Genomic DNA, 15,716 nt, shown 5'->3' with positions numbered 1-15,716 from the left:
GAAAATACATGCCTGTAATTACACTGCCAGACGGTAGCCAACGCACTTTTGAACAAGCAGTTTCGGTAATGGATGTTGCTTTAGATATTGGACCCGGTTTAGCAAAAGCTACCATTGCGGGTCGCATCAATGGCGAATTAGTCGATGCTTGTGAATTAATTAAAGACGACGCAACACTGCAACTTATTACCAGTAAAGACGCGGAAGGGTTGGAGATCATCCGTCACTCATGCGCACATTTATTAGGGCATGCCATTAAGCAGTTATACCCCAATGTCAAAATGGCCATTGGCCCCACCATAGAAAATGGTTTTTATTACGATGTCGACTTAGATGAGTCAATAACCGAAGAAGATTTAGTTAAGCTTGAAAAGCGCATGACAGAGTTGGCGCGTACCGGTTATCAAGTGATTAAAAAAACCGGCAGTTGGCAAGATGCTTATGACGCGTTTTCTGAGCGCGGTGAAAGTTACAAGTTAGAAATTCTTGATGAAAATATTGATAAGTCAGATACACCAGCACTTTATCATCACCAAGAATATATCGACATGTGTCGTGGCCCACACGTTCCGAGTATGCGTCATTGTCATCATTTTAAATTGATGAAAGTAGCCGGTGCCTACTGGCGCGGCAATTCAGACAATAAAATGCTACAGCGTATTTATGGCACGGCTTGGGCAGATAAAAAGCAACTTAAAGCGTATCTTGTCCGTTTAGCAGAAGCTGAAAAACGTGATCACCGTAAAATTGGTAAAACCTTAGACCTGTTCCACTGGCAAGAAGAAGCACCCGGCATGGTGTTTTGGCATAACGACGGTTGGACCATTTATACCGAGTTAGAAAAGTTCGTTCGTGAAAAGCTACGTCAATATGATTACGACGAAGTAAAAGCGCCGATGATGATGGACCGCAGTCTGTGGGAAAAATCAGGCCATTGGGATAAATATGCTGATGGCATGTTTACCACAGAGTCTGAAAAGCGCGAATACGCGATAAAACCTATGAACTGCCCAGGTCATGTGCAAATATTTAACCAAGGTTTAAAGTCATACCGCGATTTACCTTTGCGTATTGCGGAGTTTGGTTGTTGTCATCGTAATGAACCTTCAGGCTCTTTGCATGGTTTAATGCGCGTGCGTGGCTTTACTCAAGACGATGCCCATATCTTCTGTATGGAGTCACAAGTACAGGCAGAAGTGACTAAATGTATTGAAATGGTTTACGACGTTTATGGCTCTTTTGGTTTTGAAGATATCGTAGTTAAACTCTCGACACGTCCAGAAAATCGTATTGGCAGTGATGAGGTTTGGGATAAAGCCGAAGCCGGTCTTGCCCAAGCGCTAACTGATAGCAATATTAAATTTGAGTACTTGCCTGGTGAAGGGGCATTTTACGGCCCTAAAATTGAATTTACCTTAATGGATTGTTTAGGCCGTGCATGGCAATGTGGTACTGTGCAACTTGATTTTGCCTTGCCAGAGCGTTTAGGCGCCACTTATGTTGGTGAAGACAACGAAAGATACACGCCGGTCATGATCCATCGTGCTATTTTAGGCTCACTAGAACGTTTTATCGGTATTTTGATCGAAGAATACACGGGTAAATTTCCAACGTGGTTATCGCCAATTCAAGCCACTGTGATGAATATTACCGATAAACAAGGGCAATATTGTGAAAAAGTTGTAAAAAAACTGAAAGAAAGTGGCTTTAGAGCAAAACTAGACTTGAGAAATGAGAAAATAGGCTTTAAAATCCGCGAGCATACTTTAAAGCGTGTGCCATATTTGTTAGTTGTCGGTGATAAAGAAATGGCAGCTGGTGAAATTGCAGTACGAACGCGTAGCGGTGAAGATTTAGGTGTCATGTCAATTGACGACTTTATTGCTAAATTAGCTGACGAAGTCAATACTCGTCGCTAATTGCTGCAAAAGGCAAACACGCAACATTATTTTTTAACCCAAGTTCAGCCAATATCGCGCTGACTTGGTGACAACGTTCTTTGGAGGAACATGGCTATTAAAGGTGGACAACGTGGCGGGCAAAAAGAGCCAGCGCATCGTTTAAATGAGTTAATCACAGGTATTCCAGGTAATGAAGTTCGCTTGATTAAATATGATGGTGAGCCAGGTGGTATCGTTTCATTAGATGAGGCCATGGATCAAGCAGATGAAGCAGGTGTCGATCTTGTAGAAATCAGCCCAACAGCAAAACCGCCGGTTTGTCGTGTCATGGATTACGGAAAGTTTATCTATGAAAAGGCTAAAGAACAAAAAGAGCAACGTAAAAACCAAAAACAAATACAGGTAAAGGAAATTAAATTCCGACCTGGAACAGATGAAGGCGATTATCAGGTCAAACTACGCAACCTGAAACGCTTTTTAGAAGGCGGCGACAAGGTCAAGGTAACGTTACGTTTCCGTGGTCGTGAAATGGCCCACCAAGAACTTGGTTTAGAGCTTTTAACGCGTGTTAAAAACGATTTAGAAGAGCTAACCGTAGTGGAGTTTTTCCCTCGTCGAGCGGAAGGGCGTCAAATGGTGATGGTCTTAGCCCCTAAAAAATAGATAATACCCGGTTTGACAAGTAGCTAAGTATTTTTCGAAATAGTTAGCTCACCGCTATTATCTTTACGCTGGTAAACAAGGCCTACAAGTAGGGTTCGAGCACTTAGTTTAATGACTAAGCACTGAGAAACACTCGCCTAGTTTACTTTATATTTGGCATAACAATGCGGAGTTATTCACATGCCTAAAATGAAAACCAACAAAGGTGCTGCAAAGCGCTTTAAACCGACAGCCACAGGCTATAAATTTAAACAAGCCGGTCTTCGTCATATTTTGACTAAACGCCGTACTAAAGTTAAGCGTCACCTTCGTGCGAAAAGCATGATCGCCGCAGCTGACATTAAGTCAGTTAAAAAACTTTTACGTCACGGTTAATAGGAGAAATAAAAAATGGCAAGAGTAAAACGTGGTGTACAAGCGCGTGCACGTCATAAGAAGGTTCTAAAGCAAGCTAAAGGTTACTACGGTGCTCGTAGTCGCGTTTATCGCGTTGCTTTCCAAGCTGTAACTAAAGCTGGCCAATACGCCTACCGTGACCGTCGTCAACGTAAGCGTCAATTCCGTCAACTTTGGATTGCTCGTATTAACGCGGCAGCTCGTCAAAATGGTTTATCTTACAGCCGTTTCATTAATGGTCTTAAAAAGGCTTCTATTGAAATCGATCGTAAGATCCTAGCTGACATCGCAGTATACGATAAAGCAGCTTTCACATTCTTAGTTGAAAAAGCGCAAGCTTCTTTAGCATAAGTTTGAGATATTAGCTTTGAGAAAAGGACGCCTGTAGGCGTCCTTTTCTTTTTTAATCATGCTTACTTGTTCTTTAGTTCACTTTCTGCGTTTTAAAGTACTCACTAATAGTCATTAGCTTCGTGCTTTAACCTTGAAATTAAATTAAATTCCTTGGTACTAATGTATTAAAATAGTTAACTTTAATTCTAACGAATACTATTTTATTTCCTGGTGTAAATACCAAAGATAATATTCGCTACAATTAATTTAACGTTTATATCAATAATGAAACTTAAGGTGAAACCCTATGAGTCTTGCTGAGCAAATTTTGGCGGTAAATGATGATTTACCTATTCGTACTGATGTTGCTGTGCATAGTGGCAAAGTGCGCTCTGTTTATTGGTTAACGGCAGCGGACAGTCGTCGTTTGATTCTTGATAAAGGTTATGACGTTGCCCCCGACACGCCATTAGCTATCATGGTGATCAGTGACCGCATTTCCGCCTTTGATTGTATTTGGCATGGTGAAGGTGGGATGAAAGGTGTGCCAGGCAAAGGCGCGGCATTAAATGCTATTTCTAATCATTGGTTTAAACTATTTAAAGAACAAGGGTTAGCTGATAGCCATATTTTAGATATTCCACACCCATTTGTTTGGATCGTACAAAAAGCCAAGCCGGTGATGATTGAAGCGATTTGCCGCCAATATATTACTGGTTCTATGTGGCGTTCTTACGAGAAGGGCGAGCGCGAATTTTGCGGAATAAAATTACCCGATGGATTAGCAAAAGACAGCAAATTACCTGCATTACTACAAACGCCATCAACCAAAGGCATTTTGCACGATATTCCCGGTGTACCCGCTGCCGATGACGTCAATATTACGCGGAAAAATATCGTTGATAACTTTGCTGCTTTTAACTTTAAATCTGTTGCAGATATTGCGTTATATGAAAAGCTACTCACCGAAGGCTTTGATCTCATTTCAGCAGCGCTAGCAAAGCTAGATCAGATCTTTGTGGATACAAAATTTGAGTTTGGCTACGTCAAAGATAGTCAGGGCAAAGACAAGCTTATTTATATGGATGAAGTGGGTACACCCGACTCATCGCGTATATGGGATGGTGAGCAATATCGCGCCGGTAAAATTGTTGAAAATTCGAAAGAGGGCTTTCGTCAATTACTGCTTAAGCATTTCCCTGACCCAGATGTCTTGCTCAATAAAGACCGCATGAGTGAGCGTGAAGCACTGGCCCGTGATAATGCTTTGCCGGTAGAGGTTCTAATGGCGGTTTCTGAAACTTATATCGCGATTGCAGAGAAAATAACGGGCAATAAGATAAAACTATCCTTAAATCCAAAGCAAGAAGTCATTGATATTTTGCGCGCAGAATATCAATTAATTGATTAGGGCTTATTATTTTTCAATAATATCGCCTCGCAACTGCGGGGCTTTTTTATGCTCAGTTTGATCAGTATGTTGCGAACACATGGCTGTAAAAAAGCTGCGATGCTCAGGACAAACGGTATACTGTGAACACATGGTGTTAAAGATCGCTATTGCACTTGCGATATTAAGCGATGTTGCGGCCATTGTTTAACCGTACATTTACTTGGCTGTTAGCATTTGTGCTGAAGTTTTTTATACCAACAAACTCTATGACACATGAAGCTACACTTGTATGAAGGCACTTATTTTTTCATGTCTTTGGCAATATCTGGCAAATAATCACATATTATGAAAATGAAAGCGAAATAGCCGTAAGTTTTTCCTGAAAAACCTTGATTTCCTCTACTTTATCGGCAAATTTTTGTGTAAAATCATTGACCATTTTATTAATCAAAAAAGTCTAGCTACAGGTCAGTCACTGACCGATGTTAATGCCCTATATTGTTAAAGGTATGGGCGCTTTAAACACGCTTTAGAGGAACTCATGAATTTAGACGATATTATATTGCAGGCAGAACAAGCTATTGCTGCGGCAACGGATCCTGCTGAACTTGACCAAGTGCGGGTAAACTTCTTAGGTAAGAAAGGGTTGTTCACCGAGCAAATGAAAGGCCTAAGCAAGCTACCAAAAGAAGAAAAGCCAAAAGCAGGTCAAGTGATTAACATCGCTAAACAGCAAGTGCAAAAACTCTTAACCGAACGTGGCGAATTATTACGCGCAGCAGTGATCAGACAACAATTAGCAGCTGAAACGATAGACGTAACCTTACCGGGCCGTGGTGATGAGCTAGGTGGCTTACACCCAGTCACTCGCACTATTGAACGTATCGAAAGCTTTTTTGGCGATTTAGGATTTTCTGTCAAGCAAGGGCCAGAAGTTGAAGATGACTTTCATAACTTTGATGCTTTGAATATTCCTGAGCATCACCCAGCACGTCAAGACCATGATACGTTTTACTTTAATCCTAAGTTAGTGTTGCGTACCCAAACTTCAGGTGTGCAAATTCGTACCATGGAAAAAGAGCAACCGCCACTGCGCATTATCTCGCCAGGCAAAGTTTATCGTAACGACTATGATCAAACCCATACGCCAATGTTTCATCAGGTGGAAGGTTTGATGGTAGATAAAGACGTCAGCTTTACTCACCTTAAAGGCGTGTTACATGATTTCTTACATCACTTTTTTGAAGAAGAAGTGGAAATACGCTTTCGTCCGTCGTACTTCCCGTTTACTGAGCCGTCAGCTGAAGTTGATATTATGGGGAAAAATGGTAAATGGCTAGAAGTATTAGGCTGCGGTATGGTGCATCCGAACGTACTACGCAGTGTTGGCATTGATCCGGAAGAATATACCGGCTTTGCCTTTGGTATGGGAATTGAGCGCTTAACCATGTTACGTTACGGCGTTAATGACTTACGCTCATTCTTTGAAAACGATCTTCGCTTCTTAAAACAGTTCAAGTAGGAAAGCCATATAATGAAATTTAGTGAATCTTGGTTACGTGAGTGGGTAAACCCTGCTATCTCTTCTGATGAATTAGCACATCAAATTACCATGGCTGGTCTTGAAGTTGATGATGTCGCCCCAGTTGCTGGTGAGTTTACAGGGGTTTTAATTGGCGAAGTGGTTGAGTGTGGTCCACATCCAGATGCCGATAAATTACAAGTAACCAAAGTTAATTTAGGGCCAGATTATAATGACGGTGAATTAGCGGATATTGTTTGCGGTGCAAAAAACTGTCGCTTAGGGTTAAAGGTAGCGGTGGCCACAGTAGGCGCAGTGTTACCGGGCAACTTTAAAATCAAAAAAGCAAAACTGCGTGGCGTACCTTCGCACGGTATGTTGTGTAGTGAGTCAGAAATTGGCTTATCTGATAGCTCAGACGGTATTATGGAACTTGCCAATGATGCGCCAATTGGCATGTGCGTGCGTGAATACTTAGACCTTAACGATGTTACCATTGACGTTGATTTAACCGCTAACCGCGGTGACTGTTTGGGGTTAAAAGGTTTAGCCCGTGAAGTTGGCGTGTTGAATGGCTTAAGCGTTACTGAACCCGTTATTACGGCTGTCACGCCGACTATTGACGATAAAATTGCTATCACACTTGCTGCACAACAAGCCTGTCCGCGTTATTTAGGTCGCGTAATTAAAAATATTAACGTTAAGGCAGCAACACCTTTATGGATGGTTGAGAAACTGCGTCGTTGTGGTATACGCTCTATTGATCCCGTAGTTGATGTAACAAACTATGTGTTACTGGAACAAGGTCATCCGATGCACGCATTTGATTTAGCGGCTATTGAAGGCGGCATTAATGTTCGTTATGCCACTAAAGATGAAAAGCTCGTGCTACTGGATGAAAATGAAGTAACCTTGTCTGAGCAAACTTTAGTCATTGCTGATGATAACAAAGCGCTAGCAATGGCAGGAATATTTGGCGGCTTAACGTCAGGTGTTACCACCACATCAACTGATATCTTTTTAGAAAGTGCGTTTTTTGCGCCATTAGCCATTTTAGGTAAAGCCCGCCAATACGGCTTACATACAGATGCCTCACACCGCTATGAGCGGGGTATTGATCCACAATTACAGCGTGATGCCATGGAGCGCGCAACCCAGTTATTGCTTGACATAGTTGGCGGTGAAGCCGGCCCAATCGTTGAAGCGGTATCGGAACAAAATATACCAACTGAAAAAACTGTGACCTTACGTCGCGCTAAATTAGATGCGCGTATTGGCCATCACATTAGTGACGCAACGGTTAATGACATCTTAAGCCGTTTAGGCTTTAGTGTGAGTGAGCAAGGCACTGATGCAAATAAAATTTGGACTGTGATTGTGCCAGCCTATCGCTTTGATATTAGTATTGAAGTGGATTTAATTGAAGAAGTTGCACGCATTTTTGGTTACAACAATATTCCCAATGTTGCGCCGAGGGCAAGTTTAGCAATGCGAGAGCAACAAGAAGCGCAATTACCCATTGCTAAGTTACGAAATTTACTGGTGAATCGTGGTTACCAAGAAGCGATTAGCTATAGCTTTGTCGACCCGAAAGTACAACGCTTGTTGCACCCAGAGCAGGCGACTATGACCTTGCCGCATCCAATTTCATCAGAAATGTCTGAAATGCGCGTTAGTTTATGGACTGGCTTATTACAAGCGGTTGCTTATAACCAAAACCGACAACAAAGTCGGGTGCGTTTATTTGAAGCAGGCTTACGTTTTCTGCCAGATGACAGCGCTGAAAATGGTGTGCGCCAAGAGCACATGATTGCCGGCGTGATTAGCGGCCAACGTAGTGCTGAGCATTGGACGATTGAAAAAGCTGCGACTGACTTTTACGACATCAAAGCCGATGTGGAAGGTTTATTGGCATTAACGCGTAATGCTAGCGCCTACAGTTTTTCTCAAGCTGAAATTGCTGCTTTACACCCAGGGCAAACCGCGGCTATTCATAAAAATGGAGTGCTAGTGGGGCATGTTGGCACCTTACATCCTGAATTAGAACGAAAATTAGGCTTAAACGGCCGCACTTTAGTTTTTGAGCTTTTATTGAGTGAAGTTTGTACACAAAACATCCCGCAAGCACAGGATATATCACGCTTTCCGGCGAATAGACGTGATATTGCTGTAGTGGTTGAAGAGCAAGTAAGTGCAAAAAAAGTTCTACAACTTATTGAAAAGGTTGGCGGAAATTATTTAGTTGATCTAAACTTGTTCGATGTATACCGAGGTAATGGTATTGACACTGGTTTTAAGAGTTTAGCAATCGCGATGATCTTGCAAGACAATCATAAAACCTTAGCAGAAAAGGACATCACTGACGTAGTTAACCGAGTGGTTGATACATTGAAAACTGAACTAAATGCATCTCTGAGGGATTAAATAATGGCGCTAACAAAAGCAGAAGTAGCAGAACATTTATTTGAAAAGGTTGGGCTGAGTAAGCGCGACGCAAAAGATATGGTTGAAGTGTTTTTCGAAGAAATTCGTCAAACATTAGAGTCGGGCGAGCAAGTTAAGTTGTCTGGCTTTGGTAACTTTGACTTACGAGTAAAAAGTGAACGTCCTGGTCGGAACCCAAAAACAGGTGAAGACATTCCTATTTCTGCCCGCAAAGTGGTGACATTTCGCCCAGGTCAAAAACTTAAAAGTCGTGTCGAGAACGGTAACGGCGAATAAGTTTTCAGCTCAGAGATGTGTTAGTGAAGTAAAAAAGGTTGCTGTTGCAACCTTTTTTCGTTTTAGCACTTGGCGCGAGGTTATGGTAAGTAGCCGCTTAACGCCGTACTTTTCAACAGCAGAATGCTAACTGCCAGAGTGAGTGATTGGCGTGCGTTTAGCTTTGAACAGTCGCTGCACACTTTTAATTGATAAAGTTTTTAGCACTAAACTGCTAATGGCAAGCACAGCGCCGGTGGCAATGGCATTTAGCTCGATAGGAATCGCCATAGCAAATTGCTGGGCAGTGCCGGCGGCTATTTGCGGGTCAAGATGTCGAATAAATTGATAAACGCTTTGCAGGTAGCTGTTGGTGGTAATTTGCTCTAAATGCTGACTCAGGTATTGCACGCGTGCAGATAAGTTTGCAATTAACTCTCCGGTGCTGACAATGGCGGCATCGCTATTGCTTTTATAGCGACTGATCATCGCGCTTAAGCTACCATCAAAGTGCTGCTGCGCAATATTGGTATATTGCGCTAACTGCAATTGTGCCTCAGTTAAGTGACCGGCCAAGCGTTGTTGATATTGCTGCATAAATTCAGGTAGCTGAACACCTATGATAAAGGTAGCAGTAAAAAAACAGCGATCAATGACATTGTTAATTAGAGAGAGCATATATAGCCGCTAGCCTTAGTTAAATGATAACGTTATTGTATTGTGCAACAGCAGATCACTTGTGATGTAAACTTCTTATACGTTACCATAACTATTATAAAACACCATATTCGAGCGTGATGGATAAATGGGTATATTTTACAGATAGCAAGGGTTTTCAATGTTAATATAGTGTGCTTGAGCGTCAACTGTGGCGACATTTTAATGTGCCAAACCAAGATGAATAACGTTTTTCACTAACCCCCAACATGGAATTTAAGCAATAAAATGCGTCGATCCTCGCACCAGCCAGAGCACGAAGTAACAACCTTTAATTGGCAGGTAATTAAACTTTTATTACCTTACTTATTTGAATTTAAAAGCCGCATATTTTTGGCGTTAATTTGTTTAATTTTTACCAAAGTGGCCAGTGTTTATTTGCCTTTTATTTTAAAAGACATTGTTGATGTTCTAGATAACCAACAAGCTGAACGAATTTATATAGTGCCTTTTGCCTTGGTGGCAGCATATGGTTTAGTCAGACTAACAATTGTTTTGTTTGCCGAAATCCGAGACACCTTGTTTGGCCGCGTTACTGAACGAGCCATTCGCCGGATCGGCTTAAAAGTTTTTCAACATTTACATCACTTAGATTTAGATTTTCATTTAAATCGACAAACAGGGGGCTTATCGCGTGACATAGATCGCGGCACCTCCGGTATCAATTTTTTAATGCGCTTTATGGTTTTTAATATTATTCCAACCTTAATCGAAATTATCATGGTGGTGACTATTTTGCTGGTTAACTATGGCCTTTGGTTTGCGTTTATCACGTTAGCATCAATAGTTTTGTATGTTGCTTATTCTGTTTATGCCACTAATTGGCGAACGCGCTTTATTCGTGAAGCGAATAACGCCGACTCATCCAGTAATACCCGCGCAATCGATAGTTTATTAAATTATGAAACCGTTAAATACTTTACTAACGAGCGTTATGAAGCGGATGCTTATGATCAACAATTAGCGACTTGGGAGCAGGCGAAAATGAAAAATCGCTTATCGTTATTTGCCCTCAATGGTGGTCAAGCATTGATAGTTTCGTGTGCGATGACCGCGATGTTGGCGCTCGCCGCTTACCAAGTAACTCATGAAAAAATGACCTTAGGCGACTTTGTCTTAATCAATGCTTTTATGATGCAGCTATTTATTCCGTTAAACTTTTTAGGTTTCGTTTACCGTGAAATAAAAGGCTCATTGGCGAATATCGAGCATATGTTTAGCCTAATGACCCGTAAAGCGAAAATTGAAGATCAGGTAGATGCTAGCGACTTACAGCTGTCAAAGGCCGCGGTGAAGTTTTCTGCAATTTCCTTTGCATACGATAAAAAGCGGCCCATTCTCAAGAATATCTCGTTTAGCATTGAGCCAGGCCAGAAAGTTGCTGTGGTAGGGGAAAGTGGCTCAGGTAAATCCACCTTGGTTAAGTTACTGTTTCGATTTTATGACTGTGACCGTGGCAGCATCAGTATTGATGAGCAAAATATTCGCCACGTTAGCCAGCATTCACTGCGCCGTAATATTGGTATCGTGCCGCAAGATACGGTCTTATTTAATGACACCTTGTTTGCCAATGTTCATTATGGTGATCCCAAAGCAAGTAAAGAGCAAGTACTGCGCGCATTTGAACTTGCGCACTTAAGTGACTTTGTTGCTCGGTTACCACAAGGGGTAGAAACTATGGTTGGGGAGCGCGGTTTAAAGCTCTCAGGTGGTGAAAAACAACGAGTAGCTATTGCCCGCACCATTTTGAAAAATCCACGCATTTTAGTGTTTGACGAAGCAACATCGTCGTTAGATAGTCGCTCTGAGCAGGCGATTTTAACCGCGATTAAAGAAGTGGCAGCCCATAGAACTAGCTTAGTGATAGCACATCGTTTATCCACCATAGTAGACGCCGATGTTATTATCGTTATGCAACAAGGTGAGATTATTGAACAAGGTAGCCATCAAAGTTTATTAGCACAACAAGGCCATTATTATACCATGTGGCAATTACAGCAAAACGCCAAGCGCGGGTAAAACTAGGGGTTGTTGACCTTTCAAGGTTACAATTTATTCAGTTTAAAATGGATTTACTCGCGGCGCGAGCTTCGAAAAATAGTGATGCTATTATCAAGCGAGCAACAAAGCGTACATTCGTTTTAAATGTACCTAATGGCAGCACTTGTTTGAAATTTAGTCGGCGTTATCACCTGTTTGTGTAGCTTGCTACACATCACAGGCTCAGCCTTGTCTAACTACCAAACAAGACGCTGTAAAAGTCATCTCTAAAGGTCAACAGACCCTAACCACATTACAGCTTAATTAAAGGCATTAACGAGCAGGTTATGAGCAAAATAACAGAAATTACCGAGACTAAATTATGGCTAGAGCAAGTGATCATCGAGCTTAATTTTTGCCCATTTGCTAAAAAAGAATTTGTCAACCAAACCATTCATTATCATGTCAGTGCTGCTGAGCAGCTAAAACCTGCATTGGTTGAGTTGTTATCTCAGTGTCATTACTTACACCAGCACCCTAATATTGAAACCAGCCTCTTGATTTATGGGCAAGGTTTTCGAGACTTTAATCGCTTTTTAGACTTCGTTGATGCGGCAAATGCGCTTATCGATACAGAGGGCTATGCCGGGGTTTTTCAGATCGCAACTTTTCATCCCGATTATTGCTTTGCCGATGCCAATTATGATGATGCGAGTAATTATACTAATCGTGCGCCATATCCGACCTTGCACTTGCTGCGTGAACAAAGTTTAACCCGAGTACTCAAGGTTTATAAAAACCCTGAAACCATTCCAGAAACCAATATTGCCTTGGCCAATGAAAAGGGGGCAGAATACTTTAAAGCTTTGTTAAAAAACATAAAAGGTAACCATTAATAGTATATTAACGGCAATAATGCTGCTGCTTGTTCCCAGCATACATTGAATTACGATATACTGAGCCCAATAAAGTAACGCAAGGCGTCAAACAGGCGCGTATAGATCAGGTAATATTTTGTGGAAGAAAACTCGGTTGAAAAAAATTCTGTGGTAAAAATTGGTGGTAGTGTTGATGAGGCCGTTAAAGGTGAGTACTCACTTGATGTGAAGGCCATTTTAAAAGAAGCCTGGCAAATAACCTTAAAATCACGCATGGCGATAAACTTGGGCCTACTCGCCTGTTTGCTCATTGGTATGCTAGTGTCGATGCTTGTTAGCAGCCAATTAGGCGGTATTGAAGTCGCAATTCAAGATCAACAATCAGCGACGCTACTTAATATCATAGTTACCTTAGTGGTGTATCCCTTTATTGTCGGTATTGAAATGATGGGGATTTTTCACTCCGTAGGGCTAAAAACTCAACCGAAACTTATTTTTGCATTTTTAAAGCGTGGTAGCTGGGTAGCGATCAGTGCGTTATTGACATCTACGTTAGTCACTATCGGTCTAACCTTGTTTTATTTACCGGGTATTTTTCTCGCGGTAGCCTTATCGCTGGTGTTACCGTTAGTGGTGGAAAAGAAAATGTCACCAATGAAAGCCATTGCCGTTAGTTTACAAGCAACGCGCTTTCAATGGTTTAAAATATTTGCTCTGTATATCATTCTAGCCTTGGCGGTTATGGTGGCGGCTGTGCCAGTCGCGGCAGCAGGTGCGTCTGAATTGGGCTTTATTGCCATCGCATTTTTCCTGTTTTGTTTGGCTTATATCGCGCCACTATTTTACAACGTAAAAGGCATATTATACCGAGAAATATTTGGCTTGCAGTTACACACTTCAGCCGATCAAAACAGTACATTAAATGATACATTTTCTGCTTAATAACACTAAAAAGTGGGCAAGCTTTACCACCTTGCTCAAATGCGACACTTTAGCTTAAGGAGTTGTTAGCTTGACGAAACTTAACCTCTCGACCTTATTCGCGCTTGGCCTTGTTATTTTGTTGTTGGTGGCGTTAATCGCGCCCTTTACGTTTTTAACCATCGAAAAGCCAGCACCAGTAACGCCTGTTGCCGCGCCGAAAGTAGTTAAGAAAGCACCGAAAAAAGTTGAGCAGCCTTTACACAACGTTCGCTTACCTGACTTTGCCCGTATTGTTGATGTTAAAGAGAAAAAGCGACAATTTTTTGCTTTTATGCGACCAGCGATAAATGCTGAAAATAATAAAATACGCGCTGAGCGCGCGCGAGTTGAGCAATTAATCGCCGAACTCACCTTAGAGCAACCGTTAACAGATGAAGATCAGCAGTTTATTAATGGTTTGCTAAAAAAGTATAAAGTCAGTAAAAAATACTCCTTATTGCGACAGTTATATGAGTTAGAGCTAAAGGTAGATGTTATTCCGCCAGCCTTAGTGTTAGTACAAGCAGCGAACGAGTCGGCTTGGGGCACATCTCGCTTTGCCCGGATTGGCTTAAATTTTTTTGGTGTTTGGTGTTATAGCAAAGGTTGTGGCATGGTGCCCAGTGGGCGCAATACTGGCGCTAAACATGAAGTCGCCGCTTATAAGTCGGTTGCGGAGGGAGTTGCGCGCTATTTTCAAAATATTAACACTCATCATGCGTACAGTGTCTTTAGAGCCATCCGTCGACAGTTACGCGAACAAAGTCAGCCACTAGCACCAGAGATTCTCGCGACCGGTTTAACAGCCTATTCAGAGCGCGGAGCTGAATATGTCTTAGAGTTAACGGAGATGATCCGCCATAATCGCCAATATTTTAAACTAGATAAACCAAGCGCTAAGAGTTTATAGTCATTAAGATTAAACAGGGTAGTGTTCTGCTATTGAGCACGCGCTTTTTAGCTCGTATTATATTTTTTACTAACTACTAACAGAAATATTGCTAGCAATAGCGCGCAGCGCACTAACTAGCTGTGGTTTACACTGTTGCAGCAGGGGCGCAATTGTCGCGCAGGATAATGAGTGTTTATTTAATTTCTTTTACTTGCAGCATATCAGCAGTAGCGAAAGAGGGCTGACGATGCTCCTTGGGTGTTGGCATAAAGCTTTCTTGATCAAAAGCTATATCGCCACCGGCAATAATACCAGCGTTAGCATCAATGGCTTTAAAATCAAAAAGCTCGCTATCACATAAATGAGACGGCACAACATTTTGCATGGCGGTAAACATCGACTCAATACGGCCAGGGTAGTTTTTATCCCACTCTTGTAGCATGGCTTTAATATGTTGCCTTTGTAAGTTAGGCTGGGTTCCGCACAAGTTGCATGGAATGATAGGAAATTGTTTTAGTTGTGCATATTGCAATAGCTCTTGTTCTTTACAAAATGCTAACGGTCGGATAACGACATGCTCACCATTATCGGACACGAGCTTTGCCGGCATTGATTTAAGCTTGCCACCATAAAACATATTTAGCATTAAAGTTTCTAACATGTCATCTCGGTGATGACCCAAGGCGATTTTAGTGGCGCCAAGTGCTTTAGCGGTTTTATATAATACCGCACGGCGCAAGCGAGAGCATAAGCTACAAGTGGTTTTGCCCTCAGGTACTTTATCTTTTACTATGCTATAAGTGTCTTCTTCAACAATTTGGTATGGCACACCAAGCGACTCAAGGTAATTGGGTAATACCTGCGCTGGAAAGCCCGGCTGTTTCTGATCAAGATTTACCGCGACCAAATCAAAATGAATCGGTGCCGATGCTTTTAAGCGCATTAAGATATCGAGCATGGCATAACTGTCTTTACCGCCAGACAAACAAACCATCACTTTATCGCCATCTTCAATCATCTTATATTGAGCTATGGCTTGACCGGCGTGACGGCGTAAACGTTTTTCTAGCTTTTGCAATTGTGCTTCTTGGCTTGGTGAAAGGGTCAGTGTTAAATCTGCGCTCATAGTCATAATCCTGATAAATTTCGGCGCGTAGTATAGCCCAGTTCCCATGCTGAGAACAGCGGCACCCGACAGTTTTAGCGTCGAATGCACGCTTAAATCTTGCTAGGGGTTGCTAAAGTTTATTTGTAAACGTCCGGCCAACTGCACATTTCCTGAATTAACCTTTCAATTTAAAGTTGCTCTAATATTTTTTCTTGGAGCAACCTATGCAACGCAGAACACTTGATGATTGGAAATCCCTTGTTGATAAAC

At 41.8% G+C, this 15,716-nt stretch carries 15 protein-coding genes; 12 read left to right on the top strand and 3 right to left on the bottom strand.

From position 1 onward, the window contains the following. The first annotated feature begins 8 nt into the window (after positions 1–8). From thrS to B6K83_RS12425, 5 genes are all read left to right on the top strand, one after another. The gene (gene thrS / locus B6K83_RS12445) at positions 9–1,919 is read left to right on the top strand and encodes a threonine--tRNA ligase (protein ID WP_085285260.1); all 1,911 of its coding nucleotides are present in this window, start codon (positions 9–11) and stop codon (positions 1,917–1,919) included. A gap of 90 nt (positions 1,920–2,009) precedes the next feature. After that, the gene (infC, locus tag B6K83_RS12440) at positions 2,010–2,564 is read left to right on the top strand and encodes a translation initiation factor IF-3 (protein ID WP_085285259.1); all 555 of its coding nucleotides are present in this window, start codon (positions 2,010–2,012) and stop codon (positions 2,562–2,564) included. Between the two features lie 180 nt (positions 2,565–2,744). After that, entirely contained in the window at positions 2,745–2,939 is a 195-nt protein-coding gene (gene rpmI, locus B6K83_RS12435; RefSeq protein WP_085285258.1) for a 50S ribosomal protein L35, read from the top strand. A 15-nt stretch (positions 2,940–2,954) separates the two neighbouring features. Then, complete coding sequence (gene rplT / locus B6K83_RS12430) at positions 2,955–3,311, top strand: 50S ribosomal protein L20 (RefSeq protein ID WP_077284679.1); 357 nt, start codon at positions 2,955–2,957, stop codon at positions 3,309–3,311. Between the two features lie 289 nt (positions 3,312–3,600). Beyond that, complete coding sequence (locus B6K83_RS12425) at positions 3,601–4,704, top strand: phosphoribosylaminoimidazolesuccinocarboxamide synthase (protein ID WP_085285257.1); 1,104 nt, start codon at positions 3,601–3,603, stop codon at positions 4,702–4,704. A gap of 6 nt (positions 4,705–4,710) precedes the next feature. Here the strand turns inward: B6K83_RS12425 and B6K83_RS18335 are convergent, their stop codons facing one another. Next, positions 4,711–4,887 carry a hypothetical protein gene (locus tag B6K83_RS18335; protein WP_158088353.1) on the bottom strand — a complete coding sequence of 59 codons (177 nt, stop codon included), beginning with the start codon at positions 4,885–4,887 and terminating at the stop codon, positions 4,711–4,713. Between the two features lie 340 nt (positions 4,888–5,227). Between B6K83_RS18335 and pheS the strand changes: the two genes are divergently transcribed. The 3 genes from pheS to B6K83_RS12410 are packed head-to-tail and all read left to right on the top strand — an operon-like array spanning position 5,228 to position 8,929. Continuing rightward, on the top strand, positions 5,228–6,208 hold the full coding sequence (gene pheS / locus B6K83_RS12420) for a phenylalanine--tRNA ligase subunit alpha (RefSeq protein WP_085285256.1): 981 nt from the start codon (positions 5,228–5,230) through the stop codon (positions 6,206–6,208). 12 nt (positions 6,209–6,220) lie between these two features. Further along, entirely contained in the window at positions 6,221–8,632 is a 2,412-nt protein-coding gene (gene pheT, locus B6K83_RS12415) for a phenylalanine--tRNA ligase subunit beta (RefSeq protein WP_085285255.1), read from the top strand. 3 nt (positions 8,633–8,635) lie between these two features. Then, entirely contained in the window at positions 8,636–8,929 is a 294-nt protein-coding gene (locus B6K83_RS12410; protein ID WP_085285254.1) for an integration host factor subunit alpha, read from the top strand. A 126-nt stretch (positions 8,930–9,055) separates the two neighbouring features. Here the strand turns inward: B6K83_RS12410 and B6K83_RS12405 are convergent, their stop codons facing one another. After that, on the bottom strand, positions 9,056–9,586 hold the full coding sequence (locus B6K83_RS12405) for a DUF2937 family protein (protein WP_085285253.1): 531 nt from the start codon (positions 9,584–9,586) through the stop codon (positions 9,056–9,058). A gap of 267 nt (positions 9,587–9,853) precedes the next feature. On the opposite strand from B6K83_RS12405, the gene B6K83_RS12400 reads away from it, so the two are divergent. The 4 genes from B6K83_RS12400 to B6K83_RS12385 all read left to right on the top strand — a co-directional run bounded on the left by B6K83_RS12400 (position 9,854) and on the right by B6K83_RS12385 (position 14,356). Next, complete coding sequence (locus B6K83_RS12400; RefSeq protein ID WP_085285252.1) at positions 9,854–11,644, top strand: ABCB family ABC transporter ATP-binding protein/permease; 1,791 nt, start codon at positions 9,854–9,856, stop codon at positions 11,642–11,644. Between the two features lie 308 nt (positions 11,645–11,952). Then, complete coding sequence (locus tag B6K83_RS12395) at positions 11,953–12,501, top strand: DUF1415 domain-containing protein (protein WP_085285251.1); 549 nt, start codon at positions 11,953–11,955, stop codon at positions 12,499–12,501. A 120-nt stretch (positions 12,502–12,621) separates the two neighbouring features. Beyond that, positions 12,622–13,425 (top strand): hypothetical protein, encoded by an 804-nt coding sequence (locus tag B6K83_RS12390; RefSeq protein WP_085285250.1) that lies wholly within the window; start codon positions 12,622–12,624, stop codon positions 13,423–13,425. Positions 13,426–13,495: 70 nt separating this feature from the next. After that, positions 13,496–14,356, top strand: coding sequence for a glucosaminidase domain-containing protein (locus tag B6K83_RS12385; protein WP_085285249.1), 861 nt, complete (start codon positions 13,496–13,498; stop codon positions 14,354–14,356). Between the two features lie 175 nt (positions 14,357–14,531). Here B6K83_RS12385 and ttcA read toward each other — a convergent pair whose 3' ends face one another. Then, positions 14,532–15,464, bottom strand: a complete 933-nt coding sequence (gene ttcA / locus B6K83_RS12380) for a tRNA 2-thiocytidine(32) synthetase TtcA (protein ID WP_085285248.1) — start codon at positions 15,462–15,464, stop codon at positions 14,532–14,534. Positions 15,465–15,716: the final 252 nt, after the last annotated feature.

Source organism: Colwellia chukchiensis (assembly GCF_002104455.1).
Taxonomy (GTDB): domain Bacteria; phylum Pseudomonadota; class Gammaproteobacteria; order Enterobacterales; family Alteromonadaceae; genus Cognaticolwellia; species Cognaticolwellia chukchiensis.
Note: the sequence above shows the minus strand (reverse complement) of the source record. Positions and strands in the feature narration are given on the sequence as shown.